16 protein-coding genes and 1 pseudogene are annotated in these 14,235 nt (G+C 60.2%); 11 read left to right on the top strand and 6 right to left on the bottom strand.

What is annotated here, in order from left to right; genetic code table 11:
* The 3 genes and pseudogenes from GM79_RS25360 to GM79_RS25355 form a co-directional block, all read left to right on the top strand.
* Positions 1 to 751 (top strand): annotated as a pseudogene (locus GM79_RS25360) (ISLre2 family transposase); the annotation flags it as partial.
* A 12-nt stretch (positions 752 to 763) separates the two neighbouring features.
* Entirely contained in the window at positions 764 to 1,678 is a 915-nt protein-coding gene (locus GM79_RS04655; RefSeq protein ID WP_035559994.1) for a WG repeat-containing protein, read from the top strand.
* A gap of 47 nt (positions 1,679 to 1,725) precedes the next feature.
* The gene (locus GM79_RS25355; protein WP_161787118.1) at positions 1,726 to 1,872 is read left to right on the top strand and encodes a hypothetical protein; all 147 of its coding nucleotides are present in this window, start codon (positions 1,726 to 1,728) and stop codon (positions 1,870 to 1,872) included.
* A gap of 560 nt (positions 1,873 to 2,432) precedes the next feature.
* Here the strand turns inward: GM79_RS25355 and GM79_RS04650 are convergent.
* From GM79_RS04650 to GM79_RS22755, 3 genes are all read right to left on the bottom strand, one after another.
* On the bottom strand, positions 2,433 to 2,732 hold the full coding sequence (locus tag GM79_RS04650) for a hypothetical protein (RefSeq protein ID WP_035559991.1): 300 nt from the start codon (positions 2,730 to 2,732) through the stop codon (positions 2,433 to 2,435).
* Positions 2,733 to 2,910: 178 nt separating this feature from the next.
* Entirely contained in the window at positions 2,911 to 3,540 is a 630-nt protein-coding gene (locus tag GM79_RS04645) for a DUF6266 family protein (protein WP_152559833.1), read from the bottom strand.
* 55 nt (positions 3,541 to 3,595) lie between these two features.
* Complete coding sequence (locus GM79_RS22755; protein ID WP_235183919.1) at positions 3,596 to 4,270, bottom strand: thermonuclease family protein; 675 nt, start codon at positions 4,268 to 4,270, stop codon at positions 3,596 to 3,598.
* A gap of 71 nt (positions 4,271 to 4,341) precedes the next feature.
* Here GM79_RS22755 and GM79_RS04635 point away from each other — a divergent pair, with 71 nt between their 5' ends.
* A complete protein-coding gene (locus tag GM79_RS04635) occupies positions 4,342 to 4,536 on the top strand; it encodes a hypothetical protein (protein ID WP_035560018.1) in 195 nt (64 codons plus the stop codon).
* 210 nt (positions 4,537 to 4,746) lie between these two features.
* Here GM79_RS04635 and GM79_RS22750 read toward each other — a convergent pair whose 3' ends face one another.
* Positions 4,747 to 6,096: a site-specific integrase gene (locus GM79_RS22750; protein WP_051718515.1), complete on the bottom strand. Its 1,350-nt coding sequence runs from the start codon at positions 6,094 to 6,096 to the stop codon at positions 4,747 to 4,749.
* Between the two features lie 297 nt (positions 6,097 to 6,393).
* Positions 6,394 to 7,089, bottom strand: coding sequence for a helix-turn-helix transcriptional regulator (locus GM79_RS04625; protein WP_161787117.1), 696 nt, complete (start codon positions 7,087 to 7,089; stop codon positions 6,394 to 6,396).
* Between the two features lie 256 nt (positions 7,090 to 7,345).
* Here GM79_RS04625 and GM79_RS04620 point away from each other — a divergent pair, with 256 nt between their 5' ends.
* The 6 genes from GM79_RS04620 to GM79_RS04595 are packed head-to-tail and all read left to right on the top strand — an operon-like array spanning position 7,346 to position 11,510.
* Positions 7,346 to 7,594: a hypothetical protein gene (locus tag GM79_RS04620; RefSeq protein WP_035559982.1), complete on the top strand. Its 249-nt coding sequence runs from the start codon at positions 7,346 to 7,348 to the stop codon at positions 7,592 to 7,594.
* Positions 7,595 to 7,596: 2 nt separating this feature from the next.
* The gene (locus tag GM79_RS04615; protein WP_035559979.1) at positions 7,597 to 7,929 is read left to right on the top strand and encodes a helix-turn-helix domain-containing protein; all 333 of its coding nucleotides are present in this window, start codon (positions 7,597 to 7,599) and stop codon (positions 7,927 to 7,929) included.
* 10 nt (positions 7,930 to 7,939) lie between these two features.
* The gene (locus GM79_RS04610) at positions 7,940 to 8,545 is read left to right on the top strand and encodes a hypothetical protein (protein ID WP_035559976.1); all 606 of its coding nucleotides are present in this window, start codon (positions 7,940 to 7,942) and stop codon (positions 8,543 to 8,545) included.
* Entirely contained in the window at positions 8,542 to 9,387 is an 846-nt protein-coding gene (locus GM79_RS04605) for a hypothetical protein (RefSeq protein WP_035559973.1), read from the top strand. The genes GM79_RS04610 and GM79_RS04605 overlap by 4 nt, the downstream gene beginning before the upstream one ends.
* An 11-nt stretch (positions 9,388 to 9,398) precedes the next feature.
* Positions 9,399 to 10,853 (top strand): replicative DNA helicase, encoded by a 1,455-nt coding sequence (gene dnaB / locus GM79_RS04600; RefSeq protein WP_051718514.1) that lies wholly within the window; start codon positions 9,399 to 9,401, stop codon positions 10,851 to 10,853.
* A 6-nt stretch (positions 10,854 to 10,859) separates the two neighbouring features.
* On the top strand, positions 10,860 to 11,510 hold the full coding sequence (locus tag GM79_RS04595; protein WP_035559970.1) for a hypothetical protein: 651 nt from the start codon (positions 10,860 to 10,862) through the stop codon (positions 11,508 to 11,510).
* A 134-nt stretch (positions 11,511 to 11,644) separates the two neighbouring features.
* Here GM79_RS04595 and GM79_RS04590 read toward each other — a convergent pair whose 3' ends face one another.
* A complete protein-coding gene (locus GM79_RS04590) occupies positions 11,645 to 12,880 on the bottom strand; it encodes a Fic family protein (RefSeq protein WP_161787116.1) in 1,236 nt (411 codons plus the stop codon).
* Between the two features lie 365 nt (positions 12,881 to 13,245).
* On the opposite strand from GM79_RS04590, the gene GM79_RS04585 reads away from it, so the two are divergent.
* Positions 13,246 to 14,232, top strand: a complete 987-nt coding sequence (locus tag GM79_RS04585) for a DUF4007 family protein (RefSeq protein ID WP_051718512.1) — start codon at positions 13,246 to 13,248, stop codon at positions 14,230 to 14,232.
* Positions 14,233 to 14,235: the final 3 nt, after the last annotated feature.

Below are 14,235 nucleotides of genomic sequence, written 5' to 3'. Positions count from 1 at the left end.
TGAAGCCGCCCCAGCGGGCATCGTCTATGCGCAGGCCGACGGGGCGATGCTGCTCACCGACGAGGGGTACAAGGAAGCCAAGTTGGGCCGCATTTTTGCCGCGACGGCCTTGCAAACGAGCGTGGTCGAGGAGCGCGGCGGGCACATTGCCGCGTCGATTTTTGTGGGCCATCTGGGGACGGCAGCCGCGTTTGGGGACAAATTTGCGGCGCAACTCGCCCCCTACAAAGACCAGGGGCGCGACCTGGTTTTTATCAGCGACGGGGCCATTTGGCTGCGCCAGTTCATCGAAAAAACCTGTCCCCGGGCCACGCTGATTTTGGACTTCTACCATGCCATGGAACACATTGGCCAGGCCGGCAAGGCGTGTTGGGGGAGCGGAAAAGCGGCTTCCGGCTGGTTTAAAGAACAACGCAAGCTACTGCTGGACAGTAAATTAGACCATGTCTTAGCCCATCTAAAGCAGCTCGCCATCGCCCCGGCCCTGTGCGAATCGGTCTGTGCTTACCTCGAAGCCAACCGCGACCGGATGGATTACAAAGCCTACCGCAAACGCGGCTTGTTGATTGGCTCGGGTGCCATTGAGGCCGCCCACCGCACGGTGATGCAACGCCGCATGAAGCGGGCGGGCCAACGCTGGGGCAAAAACGGCGCCCAACGCGTCTTGACCCTGCGCGTCTGCGCCATGAGTAACCGATGGCAACTGGTGCGACAGCAAATTGAACCCTTCAATCCCGCAAGAGAGGCCTAGCGACAATTTGAATTGCACCCGGTGATAAAGCCTCAGTTTGACTCCACTAGCAACTTCTACGATGGTTACGCAAGCATTTTCACCAAACAGAAGAAAGACGGGCTTATCAATGAGGCTGGCAGAATAATTATAGAGCCTGTCTACGACTTTGTAGGGAACGCAGAAAACGGCATGTGCTTGATACTGAACAATGATAAGTATGGCTTCTATAATTTAACCACTTCAGAGGTCATACCCCCTCAGTTTGAGGACGCGGAAGATTTCGCGGAAGATTTAGCAGGGGTCCAGAATCAGTCAGGTAAGTGGGGATTTATTGATAAGCAGAACCACGTAGTCATACCCTTCCTATTCGATGCTGTAAACAAAGATTTTCGGGGTGATACAGCAGAAGTGACTCTGGGAGAAGACGACGTGTATATCAATAAGACAGGGAAAATTATAGGGCCCGCAACCTCCAAATCGACGGTTAGAAAGCGAGAATTGATAGGGACTGCCGGACAATTGGGAATCAAAAAACCGAGCGGCGAAATAGTGATGCCCCCTATCTATGATTACTTCGGCTATGCCCAAGACAGCGTGTTCTGGTTTAGACTAAAGGGAAAATATGGCCTAGCTGATTCGAATGGCAAATTTATCATCGGGCCTGATTTTGATTATCTCACCTATTTTTCTGAAGGCTTAGCCCCAGCTAGAATCGCTGAAAACTGGGGATTCATTAGACCAAACGGCACAATTGGCATCTCTTTTACTTATCAGGCGGCACATAATTTCAGCCACGGCTTGGCCGCAGTTAAGCATCAACGCTTATGGGGCTTTATCGACAAAAAAGGCCGTTGGAAAATAAAGCCACGTTTTGAGGACACAGGCGACAACTTCAGGGATATTCGTTCAAAATATGACCCTGTGGTTCACTTTGAGTGTCCTTGAGATGACAGAACTGAGCCCTTCTACATACCTAATCCACCGCCACGGCTGTGCTGCTGCCCGTCCTAGTGGAGGCGCTGCTGGGCCACCTGGCGCTGCGCCTCCTGCTCCAACTGCGGGTTGAGTTCCTTCACCAGCCCGTAGAAGTGTTTCACCTCCTAGTACTGGGCCTGGCTGCCCTCCACCCCGCGCTGTAGTCCAAGCGGGATATTTTACATACTGCAAATGGTGGGCTACAGTATGTAAGAGCCTGTTAAAAATTAGAATTTCTAAATACTTACCTCGCTCAGATAGACGGAAAACAGCCATTTTTCGTAGTCAGTGCAATGGAATTACTGCTACAAAAGTGTTATTAGACGCTAGAAATAGTATCGCGCAACATGGTAACTGGCTAATTCTTAACAGGCTCTAAACTATTTGGGCCAAGCCGTTCCGATAGCTGGCTCAAAACGGGTTCAGGAAGAAGCAGCCCCCCCGTCGGCGCCCCAAATCCAGCCCCTTAAAGCCCCCCTAGCAGCCTCCCATGTGTCTCCCATGTGTCTCCCAGCTTGCGCCTAAGCGCCAACCAGCTACCTGCTTACCCCCCCAAATACTAAAACACCCGACCACTCCGGCCGGGTGTTTTGGTGTCATAGGGTCCAGTTTGTTACGACGCTATCAGCGTGGGCTATGCTACCATCGAAACGTTTAAGTGGTGCAGCGGCCGGGCCCCTTGCCGAAGCCGGCGTACGTGCCACTCGGAACAAGTGCCTTCCTCCTAGTGAAAAACCAACCTGTCGTCGAGGCGCTCTCCCGTGGCCGCCCGGATGGAAACGTATGCTCCCATCCAGGTGCCGTTGTCATAGAGGTCCAAGTGTACTTCCCGCCGGGCTACCACTCCGCTGCCCGCCGCAAACACGAGCTTCACATCTGCTTCGCGTACGACAATGTCTCGCAGGGGCAGCGGGACTTGTTCTTGTAGAAATGCATTGTCCGGGTCATTGATGCAAGCCTGGAAGTCTGCTTTGGCTTGGTGGTAAAGCAGGGCAACCGCCTGCGGTTCCAGGTGAATTTCCATGTAGCGGGGCGGATTAACTGGACCTGAAAGGGTGAAAAAGGGCCAGCACACGGCGTCGGCTTCTGGTGCCCAACTGTACAGCGAGCCCCCGAAAGTAAAAATGAACGGACGAAATACCAAGGGCCACAAAAAAGCCCTGACCAGTCCGGTCAGGGCTCTCTGTTGCGCCTAAGTCAGCTTACGCCGGCACGGCGTAGGCCGTCGGGCTGGCATCCGAGCCATCGGCCCGGGTGAAGAAGGCGTAGACCACGTAGCCGGCCTTGCCCACCGCCGTCAGGCCCGGCACGGCCACTACCTGCGGCCCGGCCGCCCGCGTGGCGCCCGTAGCCGAGTACGACTTGCCGGTGAGCTTTTCCATCACCACCACCGTCACCTTGTCGGTGGTCAGGCCCGAGGCCCCGTCCGCGTTGGCTGTGTAAGCTACCGACATGCTGTTGGCCGCAGCCGTGGCCACCAGGCCGGCCACGCCCAGCACCGCGCCGCTCGAAAGCCGCAGCTTGGTGTAATCCACCGCCGCCACCGCCAGCGCGTCGGCACTGGTGGCCAGGCCGTAGTTCTCCCCCACGAAGCGGTTGTAGGACGATTTGCCGCCCTGCTTGAGCAGACCCCGGCTGAGAAAGGCCGACCCGCCCGCGGTATAAAGCCGGGCCAGCGCCTTAAACTGGTTGCGCACCTTCTGCTGGGGCAGGGTCTTGCTGTTGTTTTTGCCCACCTTTTGCCGCAGAATGTTCAAGCCATTCTGCGAAGCAAACGTGAGACCGCCCGCGCTACCTTCAATGGTGCCGAGCATGGAACGAATACGAGCCATAAGGAAAATAAATAAAAGGGTAAAAGATGAATTGCCGGCTGTTTTATTCGCGCCGCTACCAGGGACAGCCCACCCCGGCCTGCGCTTTTTCTATTCGGTTGTAGGCCCGCCAGATGCCCGGCCGCACCACCGTCGTGATTCCACATTTCCATAGCCCGCGCTCCGCCGACTGCGCCGCCGCCTGCTCCGCTGCCCAAGTCACCGGCTGCCCGCCCGGCGCGTAGGCCCAGGCCCAGCCCCGTGCCACCAGTAGGCTATCCAGCGCCACCGGTTGGTTCGTACTAAAGGCCATCGGCCGTAGCCGCACTGCCGCCAGATTTCGCCCGTAGCGGTCCACGCCCAGCACACGCACCAGCGCATAGCGGCCCAGCACCCGCCGCACCGAATCCGCCGCCTGCCGGCCAAAGGGCTGCCCACTCTCCGGCGCATCCACCCCCACCAGCCGCAGCCGCGCCACGCCCTGGTCGGCCTGCACCTCGTACGTATCGCCATCCAGCACCCGCACCACCCGGCGCAGTTGCCAGTCCGCCACTACCGGCAGTACCACGGGCGTCACGACCGGCTGCCGCAGCACCCGCGCCGCCCGCACCGGCCCCGGCTGCCAGGCCCGCTCCATACCCGCGCCACCCGGCCCCGGCCAGCAAACTACCGCCCCCGCCAGTGCAAAGGCCATTCCTGCCAGCGTCAGTCCAATTTTCACCAGTAGGCGCAGCCAGAGGAGTAGTTTCATGCCACGAACCTACTTTCCCCTCGAATAGGTTGTATATTCGCCTAGCCAACTATACCCCAAGCGTACCCATTATGTCCCAGGTTTGCATCTACCCGAAGGAAGCCGCCGCCGTCACCGGCAACGGTTACCAAGCTGGCAAGCGCCTCTTGCAGCGCATCCGCGTGCAGCTCGGGAAGCCCAGCCGCGCCCTGGTTTCCATCCAGGAATTTTGCGCCTACACCCACCTGCCCGAGCAGGAAGTGCGCGCCGCCCTCGCCCGCAGCTAGCGCGTAGCGCTACCGGTCCCTGAACGTATCGGAAAAGCAGTGGCCATTGGCGACGATGCATAAAAAAGGCCCGCTCCCAAAGAAGCAGGCCCTTGATTTATTGCCGCAGAATAGCCAGAGTGGGAGCCACCAAACCGAAACCACAGAAACCCGGTGTTAGCCCCTGCAAGACTATTTGCCCGAGTAGGAGAGGAGCCCCCCACCAGCAGCTTAAGCCGCCGCCTGGTCCAGCCCTGAAGTAGCGCCCCTGTCCAAGCCCGCTTCCGGTACCACCGCACAAATCTCCTTGGCCTGAATGTCCGAGCCCGCGGCCGAACCCGCCGCGCTGCCTTCCCAAATTCGCCGCATGGTCTGATGCTGCAAATCTTCCACCACCTTGGCGTAAATCATGGTCGTTTGAATCTTGGAGTGCCCCAGCACCTTCTGCAGCACTTCCACCGGCATCCCACGCAGCAGGCTTTGGGTAGCAAAAGTGTGCCGGGCTGTGTGCATGCTCACCAGCTCCCATTTGGAAACTGGACGTTTCATTATCTGCCCGCCAATGGTTTCCACCACTTCCACCAACGATTCCATCCCCGCCAGCCGGCAAATGCGCTTCAAATAGCGGTTCATCACCTGGTTGGCCGTCGACGGCATCAGCTGCGTCCGGGTGCCGACGTACTTGTCCAGCAGCGCCGCCGCCGGCGGCGTGAGGTAGATGCTCACCCCCGTGCGCGTCTTGGTTTGCGTCAGCCGCAGTATGCGCCCGCCATCCCATTCCTTCACGTTGCCTTCGTGCAGGGCCGCTAGGTCCGAGTACCGCAGTCCCGTGTAGCAGCAAAACAAGAAGGCATCCCGCACCTGCACCAGATTGGACGGCAACAGCGCCTTTTCCAGGCTGGCCAGCTCCGACGCCGTCAGCCACACCTTTTCAATGTCCTCCCATTCCACTTTCAGCTTGGCCGGGTCTACGGCCAGCGTCTGGCCCCGGTCATCCCGCGCCCACGCCAGAAACGGCTTAATCTGCTTCACCACCCCCGCCACCGTGTTCTGAGCCGACCCGCGCACATCCCGCAGATGCCCCAGCAGCGCATCGTGCATCCCCGCATCATAATCCGCCGTCGTCAACCGCCCCGGTAGTGTATCCGCAAATTCAAGCAGGGTATTGTGCGCCGTTTTGTAGCCCTTCAACGTGTGAAACCGGAAGCCCCGAGCCCGCAACACCTCTATATACGCCCCGAACAAGTCGGTCAGCAGCGGCGCAGGCGGCAGGTCAGCCGCCGCCACCTTCGGTGCCAACGCCTCTTTCAATAGGGCAGGGGTCACCACTTGACCAGCCGTGCGCAGCTCTCGGTAGGTTTTAGTTACCCGCTCCCCCAGGGCATCCAGTCCTTCATTAGCTTCCTGATACCCGCTAAAAGATTTTCGGAAGCGTCCTTTGTCTTCGTTCCATTCCGCAATGGTGCACCTTTCCGCCGTGGCCAGCCGCAGCCGCTGGCCGTCAAAATAGGCCCTGAGATGGATGACGCACCGTCCGGCTGCGTCGGGGCGGTCAGCCCGCCGCTCAAATTGAATCGTCATGATGAAAAAAGATTGGGGGCGAGTGGGGGCGTTTGTGGGGGCGCAAATGGGGGCGTAAACTTAGTAGTAAGTCGGTTTACACCCCGTAGTGAGCCAAACGCAAAAACCCCCGAAAAGTGCTTCTACTACGTAGTAAGCGACTATTCGGGGGTTCCCGTAGCTGGTAAATGTACCCGGAGCCGGGGTACTAGGAGCCACCGGATTTACGGCCCTAACTCCTTCATTTACTACCCATTCACTCCGCCTCACTAAGCGGTTGATTTGGTCTTGGTAGCAGTATTGGTAGCAGCAGCTTGATTAGCTCGCTTCGCCCACCAGTTTTACATCGTAGCGGGACGCAATATCCAGCAAAATGCCGCGCAGCTGAGTCGAGTCGTGGGCCAGCATTTCCAGCAGCACCAGCATGCGGTCAAAGGCCTCGTTCGTGTTGGCCGGCACGCTGCGCGTGACCACGGCTTGCACCTGCCACAATTCTTTCAAATCAGTTTGTGGCAGGATGAACGGGTCGTAAAACCGATTGTCCGACAGCAGCTCAATGGGCTCGTCGCGCTTCACCGGCCCCCGCAGGCGCTTGACCATAATCCGGTCGCGGGCCACCACCACGTACACGTGTTTGGGCTGAATCAGGTCCAGCCGCTCGGTGCAGGTGGCCACCACTAGGTCGCCCTGGTTCAGCGTCGGCTGCATGCTGTTGCCGGACACCTCAAACGCCCGCACCGTCTTACCGCCCGGCATGTCCGGGATGCTCAGCGTCTCCGGTTCCTCCATGGTATCGTCCACGTCGCGGGCCAGCAGGTAGCCGGCCTCGGCCTTCCTCGGCACTACGATGATGACTTCTTTACCATTGGCATCCACCGTCACGACCGAGGGCATTCCGGTGTAGCTGGGTGCTGTTTTGACCTCTGGCCTGGCATCCGTGGTCTTGAACATCGGCTCGTCGCCGCGCATCAGCCACTCCGAACGCATCTGCGGGTAATGGTCCAGAATATCCATCAGAGTTTCATAACCCGGCTTGGATTTATTCTGAATTAGCTTATACAACTTTTGTGGACCTTCATAGCCCAAATTTTTGGCTAACTGGTAAGCCGACAAGTTGTAATGGGTCATCAGTGCACTGATGCGTGTGCCAACGTGTGCTCTAGGGTCCATTATTTTTGCTGTTACTCGACAAACTTTTTTTGCTGTTACAAACTTTAGTAGCCACATTTGGGCTTTGAAGTCTAAACAAAGATACGTAATAGCAAACAAAATGGAACAGTTCGCAAAGATTATTTCTGAGCTACGGGCCACGCTGCCCAAGCGCAACGATTTTGCCAAGCGCACGGTCGAATTACTGGCCACCAAGGGCCTGGTTTACTCCAAGCAGCAGGTCTACAACATCCTCTTGGGCCGCTACCACAACACCGACGTGGCCGAGGCCTTCATCAGCGTGGTGGAGGCCGAAAAGAAGCGGGTTGCTGCCCTCCAGGTCCGAGCTACCAAAGCCACCGCCGCCTAGCCATGCAAGTAGCTCTCCTCGTTCCCGAACAAGAGTGGCGGCAGCTGCTGGCCGACGTGCAGCGCCTCAAGGCCCTGGAAGATGCCACCAAGCCCGCCCCCGCGCCCCCCGACCGCCTTTTCAACGTCCGCGAAGCCGCCGAGTACCTGCGCTTCACGCCCGAAGGCATCCGCAAGGCCCGCCGCGCCGGTCGCCTGTCCGGCGTGCGTCTCAACGAGAAGGAGTGGGGCTTTCGCCTCTCCGAGCTCGACCGCTACGTCAAGCGCTACCACCGCCAGCTGCCACCCCCAACCACCATGCCCTTGGGCCGCCCGCTGATGGCCCAAGCCGCCTAATTCCTCCGTCATGTCCCCGCTACTTCCCATCGTCGGCCCGGTTGGGCCCGGCCCCGGTGCGCCCGAGGCCACCGCATCCATCATCACCATTCAAAAGGTCAAGCTCAAAGACCAGCACCTGACCTGCGAATTCACCGAGCAGCGCACCCAGGAGGCTCCGCCGCGGGCTTTCGCTCTCACTTGCGCCGAGCAGATTCACCCCGACCTGGCCCACCGCCTCAGCCGCCTGGTGCCGCACTTGTGTCTGCTCACCGAGCAGCTGACCGAAACGCCCGACTTCTGGCCCGATACGGCCGAGGAGTTGCCCGCCCGTTTCCAGTCATTCACTGTCACCGGCTTCTCAATGGGCAAGGGCCAGTCCGGCGTTACCCTCATCGGCCAGCGCCAGCTGACGGCCGGCAAGGTGCTCAACCTGACCAGCCCCTACGTCAGCTTCGATGACGAAACTGAAGCCGCCTACGCATACGCCCCCCTGCTGGAAACCGAGCTAAGTGAAGCTTTGACCGAGGTTGAAGCCGCCCTACGAGGCAAATGCACCGAGTACCGCCAGCTCGACTTATTTGAGCAGCCCGGCACCGCCAACGTCCTTCTGGTGTCCACGCGCCCCGAGGCATGAAGCTCCCGGCTATCCAATTCTACCCCGGCGACTGGCACAAAGACCAGGGCGTCCAGGCCCTCGACCTGCTGCAGCGCGGGGCTTGGTTCGAGCTACTGTTGATGATGCACGACAGCGACGAGCGCGGTGTGTTGCTCGTCAACGGTGCTCCCATGCCCGATTCGGTTATTGCCCGCCGCCTCGGTTTGGATAACCAAAGTGCCAACCAAATCCTAACCACCCTGCTAACCTATGGCGTCGCCAGCCGCCGCGAGTCCGACGGCGCGCTGTTTTGCCGCCGCATGGTCAAAGACGAGCGGTTGCGGCAAGTGCGGACCGAATCGGGCAAAAAGGGCGGAAATCCGCGTTTGCTTAACCAAACTCCCAACCAAACTGCCAACCAACCCGCCAAGCAAACGCCAACCACCGGGGTTAAGCAAATTCCAACCCCTTCATCTTCATCTTCAATTACATCTTCAATAGAAGAAAGAGAGGTGGCTGACGCCACCGCGCCCGCTCTTCTCATTGAAAAAAATGTGAAGGAGAAGTCAGCTAAAAATCCGGCTGACGCCCGGAAGAAAGGCCCCCCCGCGCCGCCCACGTTGGCCGAGGTCCAGGCCTACGCCGCGGAGTACCAACCCAACAGCGCCGACGCCCAAGCCGAGGCGGCCGCGTTCTGCGACCACTTCCAAAGCAACGGCTGGCGCGTGAGCGGCAAAACCCCCATGGCTGACTGGCGCGCCGCCTTCCGCCGCTGGATGCACCGCCGCGCGCAGTTCCAGCCCGCCGGTGCCGCATCCGCAACCCCGCCGCCCCGGGCTCGCACCTCCCCTAAACCTCTTGACCCCTCCCGCTGGAGCTAACCCCTTTCATTATGTCTGAAAATCAGCCCAAACCCTACGCAACCCGCCGCCCCGCCATTTCGGCTCCCACTGGCGGCCACCTGCCGCCCCAGGCCCTTGACCTCGAAGCCGCCGTGCTTGGGGCCGCCCTACTCGAAGCCGACGCCCAGCGCACTCTGCTGGCAATTCTGCCCACCGAGGACGTGTTCTACTGCCCTGCCCACCAGCAGGTGTACCTGGCTATCCGCGACCTGGTGCAGCGCGGCGACCACGCCGACTTGCTCACCGTCACCCAGCAGTTGCGCCAGCGCGGCACCCTGGACCGCACCGGCGGCCCATACTTCGTCGCTGGCCTTACCAGCCGCATCAATTCCGCCGCCCACTTCGAAACGCACTGCCGCCTGTTGCAGGAGCAGCACGCCCGCCGCGTCGTCATCCGAGTCGGCACCGAGCTAACCGCTCACGGCTACGACCAGACCCGCGACCCGTTGGAGCTGCTGGCCGATGCCCAGGCCCACCTCACGGGCTTGCACCGGGCCCTGGAAACCCGCCCCGGCCAAACCGCCGCCGATGCGTTTGAGCCCACTTTCGAACGCCTCGCCCAGGCCGTCCAGCAGCGCGGCCTCACCGGCGTGCCCACCGGCCTCGCCGCCCTCGACGGCCTCACCGGCGGCTGGCAGCCCGGCGACCTCATCATTCTCGCTGCCAGGCCCGGGATGGGCAAAACCGCTGCCCTGCTGCACTTTGCCCGCACCGCCGCCCTCGACCACAGCCAGCACACGGCCGCTTTCAGCCTCGAAATGCCCACGCTGCAGCTCATGCAGCGCATGGTGGCCAGCGAAGTCCCCGGCTACTCCAACTCCGACCTGCGCCGTGGCAACCTCCCTGGCGGCCTCGAGCAAGTGGCCCACATCCGCCAGCAGGCCCAACGAATCCAAACCCAGGGCCACCAGCTTTACATCGACGACACGCCCGGCCTGAGCATCCAGCAACTGCGCGCCAAGTGCGCCCGCCTCCACAGCCAGCAGCCGCTCAGCTTGGTCCTGGTCGACTACGTGCAGCTCATGCGCGGCGACACCAAAGGCAACCGCGAGCAGGAAGTTGGCAGCATCAGCCGCGGCCTGAAAGAGCTGGCCAAAGAGCTAAATGCACCCGTCATCGCCCTCAGTCAGCTTTCCCGCGACGTGGAGAAAAGGGGAGGAGAGAAGCGCCCCATGCTCTCCGACCTGCGCGAGTCCGGCAGCCTGGAGCAGGACGCCGACTGCATCATCTTCCTCTGGCGCGGCGAATATTACAACATCACTGAGTACCAGGACGGCACCGCCACCGCCGACACCATCTTGCTCGACATCGCCAAGCACCGCAACGGTGCCACGGATGAAGTCATCGCGGCCTGCTCGATGCGCCGCGGCACTTTCCAGGATTTAGCATCCTACGCCTCCACCGGCTCCCTTCCGGCCTCGCAATTCGAACAACCAACTTTCTAAGGTGCCATGCCAACGCCCATCGTCATTAGCTGCTTCGACCTTACTACCACGCTTGTCCAGCCGTGGGCTGAGGCTGGCTACCTCTGCTACTGCGTCGACCTGCAGCACCCGCCCGGCGAGACCCGCGAGGGCAACATCATCCGCGTCGGCATCGACGTGCGCGAGTGGCTGCCGCCCTACGGTCCCGTGGCCTTCGCTGCGTTCTTTCCGCCTTGTACCGACACCGCCATTTCCGGCCGGGCCCACTTCCGCCGCAAAGGCCTCGGCAGTGTCATTAAGGCGCTGCAGCTGTTCGAATGGTCCGCCCGCCTCGCCGCCTGGTGCCAGGCTCCCTACTTCATCGAGAATCCAGTGAGCACCGTCAGCACCTATTGGCGGCCCCCGGACTTTCGTTTCGACCCCTGCGACTTTGCCGGTTACCTGCCTGCCGAGCGCCAGCTCAGCGAAGCCTATACCAAGCGCACCTGCCTCTGGACCGGTGGCGGCTTTAGGTTGCCTGAACCCAAGGCCGTGGTGCCCATCCTCGGCTCTAAAATGCACAACATGCCTGATTCAAAGAACCGCGCCAACCTCCGCTCAGTTACCCCAGCCGGCTTTTCCCGTGCCGTTTTTGAATCAAATTGTCCGGTCTCCATGCTTGCGCAGCAAACGAGTTAATCCGCTGCATCTGGCACTGCCATCCAAACGCCCTTGCTACGCCATGATTACGTCCGCTTTGCCAGTGGATTTACACAAAGAGTCCCAATTCTTGCGACACTGTCGCAAGAATTGGGACTCTTCACAAATAGCTCCTACTGCGCATTTAGAATATCAACCTCCTTGCCCGCCGGATACAACCCCGGAAACAACGCCGGCGCAAAAGCAATAGGGTAGGCCGCCCGATATGGCGCAAAGCGGTTGCTTACCTCGGTAGCCAGTAGTCCGGCATCCAGGAGAAGCTGCGCCAAATCCTTAGCGGTTTTGTCAGACAGGCCCGTTAGCCGCATCACTTCCCCCCGCGCTACGCTGCCCTTCAGAAATACCGCCTCCAGCACGTAGTAAGCCTCCGGCCGCCATTTGCGCTTAATCACCAGTAGCCCCACCAGCCCGCGCAGTCGCTCCAGCATCCCATCAATGGCCAGCACCTGCGTCATGTAGCCAATCTGGTCCAGGGCCACGCCCAGGAAGAACCGGCAGAATGCCACTAACTGCTTTTCCGACAGATTACCGCGCCCGTCGTAGTCATTCATCCGTTGTGCATCGGCCGCCGCCAGGGCCTGCTTGTATTCTTTCTCGCTCCGGGCCAGTCCCCGTGCCATCGACCACAGCCCGCCCGCATCCAGTCCCTCGGCCCTAAAAGCCGCGTCACTGAATAGCCGCATCACCCGCCCGTTCCCGTCCAGAAACGGGTGCAGCCACGCCAGCCGGTGGTGCGCGGCGCCAATGCTCACAATGCGCGCCAGCCGGTCATGCTCCGCCGCCGGCCGGTAGCCCTGCTCAATCAGCCGGATAAAAGCCGGTAGCGCATCGGCTGCCGGGGCAACGTGCCGCCCCACCCGCACTTCCGTGGTCCGCAACTCGCCCGGCAGCACTTCCAGCCGTTCCCCCTCTGCGGTTGTCGTCCAGCGGAATTCATCCGGCAGGTGTTCATAAAACGCTTCGTGCAGCGCCCGCCAAAACCCTTCCGTGTAAGGGTTATTATCCACGGCTTCCAGCAGTTCCGGCAGCCGCTTGTGCACGGCGATATGCGCCAGGGCCTCCAGCTGCAGCGAGCGGTTGCGGCTATCCGGCGAATACTCATCCTGTAGCGCCCGGGCAATTTCCAGCGGGTGCGTGTCGTGTCCCTCAATCAGGTTGGAGTAGTAGCTGTTCGCCGGCCGCAGAAAGTCAGCAATGGCCCGCGCCGTCACCGGGTGCAGCGAGCCCGCCAGCCGCGCCGCCGCTTCCACAATTTCCAACGCCTGGTTCCGCAGCTCCGCCGGCAACTCGCTCGGCTTCAGCGGGGCAATGGCCGCCGGGTCGCGGTACAGTTTTACTAGCTTTTCCACGCCCAATACTACGGCATAAATTCCGAAACCTATTCCGATAGGTAATCACCAATTAAACAAGGCGATAGATTTGATTATTGTCAACTGATTCCGACAACAGTTCCGTGATTGCTATAGCCGGTCGAGTAGGAGAGATAGGGAGGTAACACGGCCACTTTTGCTTCTGCTGCTTAATTCTTAACAATTGCTAAAAAAACAGACGGGCCCAATCCATCCAAGTGGTTGCTAAATAGTCAGTCCTGACTTTCTGAAGAAGCAGTGCTGCTTATAACCTTGCCTTCACCCTTGTTCCCTAAACTTTAGTTGCCGACCTTTCTACTTTGATTGCGCCGTAGCCTTGCCTATTGGTAAATTAAAGTACTAAGATGTCCCCTCAGCTCCCCGCAACCACCCTTACCGAGCTGTTCAAAGCGGCCACTGTTGCGCAGTCCCTGCTGCCCAGCCCTCCCAGCTTCGCTGGCCACCAAACCTTTGCTCTCCGCTCGGCCTGGCTCAAAAAAGGCCTTGATGAGCTGCAAACCAATGCTCACATTTTCGCCGACGAAGATGCCCTGGTCAAGCTGGGCGTCGGCAAGAACATGGTTTCTGCTGTCCGGCACTGGCTGCTGGTTACCAAGCTGGCCACTACCACCTCCGAGCGCAGTGGCGAGCTGCAGCCCACCCCGCTGGGCCAATTCCTGTTAACCGACGACGGCGTCGACCCCTATCTCGAAGACCCCGCTACCCTCTGGCTGCTGCACTGGAACCTCTGCGGCCCCGGCTCGCTGGCTTACACTTGGGCATACGCCTTCAACGTGTGGCGTGAGTGGGAGTGGACCGTGCCCGCCTTGGCTGCCTCCGTGCAAGCGGCTGCCCTCGCCAGTAGCTCCAAAACATATTCTCCAGAGACTATTGACCGAGACGTAAGCGTGTTCCTGCAAACCTACGTGGCACCCACCGAGCGCAGCCAGAACAACGAAGACGGCCTCGACTGCCCCCTGCGTGAGCTGGGCTTGCTGCGTCCCGGTTTTGGCGGCCAGCAGCAATTCACCTTCGCCATTGGCCCCAAGCCCAGCCTGCCCGTCGCCATTTTCGCCTGGGCGCTGCTACAGTTTTGGGAGTGGCGTTACCCCGGCAGCCACACCATCGCCGCCCGCGACATTGCCCACGCCGAAGGCTCACCGGGTGTGGTGTTTAAGCTCGACGAGGATTCGACCCTGGCTTACCTCGACCAGCTCGAAACCCTCACCCAGGGCACGCTTCGTTTCGAAGATACCCCCCTCGTGCGACAGGTGGTTCAAACCACTGATACGCATCTCACTCCCGCCGTGCTGCTGCTGATGCACTACGCCTCCACGCCCCTTGTTGCCTAGCTT

It is taken from the genome of Hymenobacter sp. IS2118 (assembly GCF_000715495.1).
Lineage (GTDB): Bacteria > Bacteroidota > Bacteroidia > Cytophagales > Hymenobacteraceae > Hymenobacter.
Note: the sequence above shows the minus strand (reverse complement) of the source record. Positions and strands in the feature narration are given on the sequence as shown.

Coding starts and splice junctions, on each gene's coding strand:
- GM79_RS04650 (WP_035559991.1), bottom strand. CDS start 2,732: ATGGAAATTCACCTGGAACCGCAGGCGGTTGCCCTGCTTTACCACCAA.
- GM79_RS04645 (WP_152559833.1), bottom strand. CDS start 3,540: ATGGCTCGTATTCGTTCCATGCTCGGCACCATTGAAGGTAGCGCGGGC.
- GM79_RS22755 (WP_235183919.1), bottom strand. CDS start 4,270: ATGAAACTACTCCTCTGGCTGCGCCTACTGGTGAAAATTGGACTGACG.
- GM79_RS04635 (WP_035560018.1), top strand. CDS start 4,342: ATGTCCCAGGTTTGCATCTACCCGAAGGAAGCCGCCGCCGTCACCGGC.
- GM79_RS22750 (WP_051718515.1), bottom strand. CDS start 6,096: ATGACGATTCAATTTGAGCGGCGGGCTGACCGCCCCGACGCAGCCGGA.
- GM79_RS04625 (WP_161787117.1), bottom strand. CDS start 7,089: ATGGATATTCTGGACCATTACCCGCAGATGCGTTCGGAGTGGCTGATG.
- GM79_RS04620 (WP_035559982.1), top strand. CDS start 7,346: ATGGAACAGTTCGCAAAGATTATTTCTGAGCTACGGGCCACGCTGCCC.
- GM79_RS04615 (WP_035559979.1), top strand. CDS start 7,597: ATGCAAGTAGCTCTCCTCGTTCCCGAACAAGAGTGGCGGCAGCTGCTG.
- GM79_RS04610 (WP_035559976.1), top strand. CDS start 7,940: ATGTCCCCGCTACTTCCCATCGTCGGCCCGGTTGGGCCCGGCCCCGGT.
- GM79_RS04605 (WP_035559973.1), top strand. CDS start 8,542: ATGAAGCTCCCGGCTATCCAATTCTACCCCGGCGACTGGCACAAAGAC.
- dnaB (WP_051718514.1), top strand. CDS start 9,399: ATGTCTGAAAATCAGCCCAAACCCTACGCAACCCGCCGCCCCGCCATT.
- GM79_RS04595 (WP_035559970.1), top strand. CDS start 10,860: ATGCCAACGCCCATCGTCATTAGCTGCTTCGACCTTACTACCACGCTT.
- GM79_RS04585 (WP_051718512.1), top strand. CDS start 13,246: ATGTCCCCTCAGCTCCCCGCAACCACCCTTACCGAGCTGTTCAAAGCG.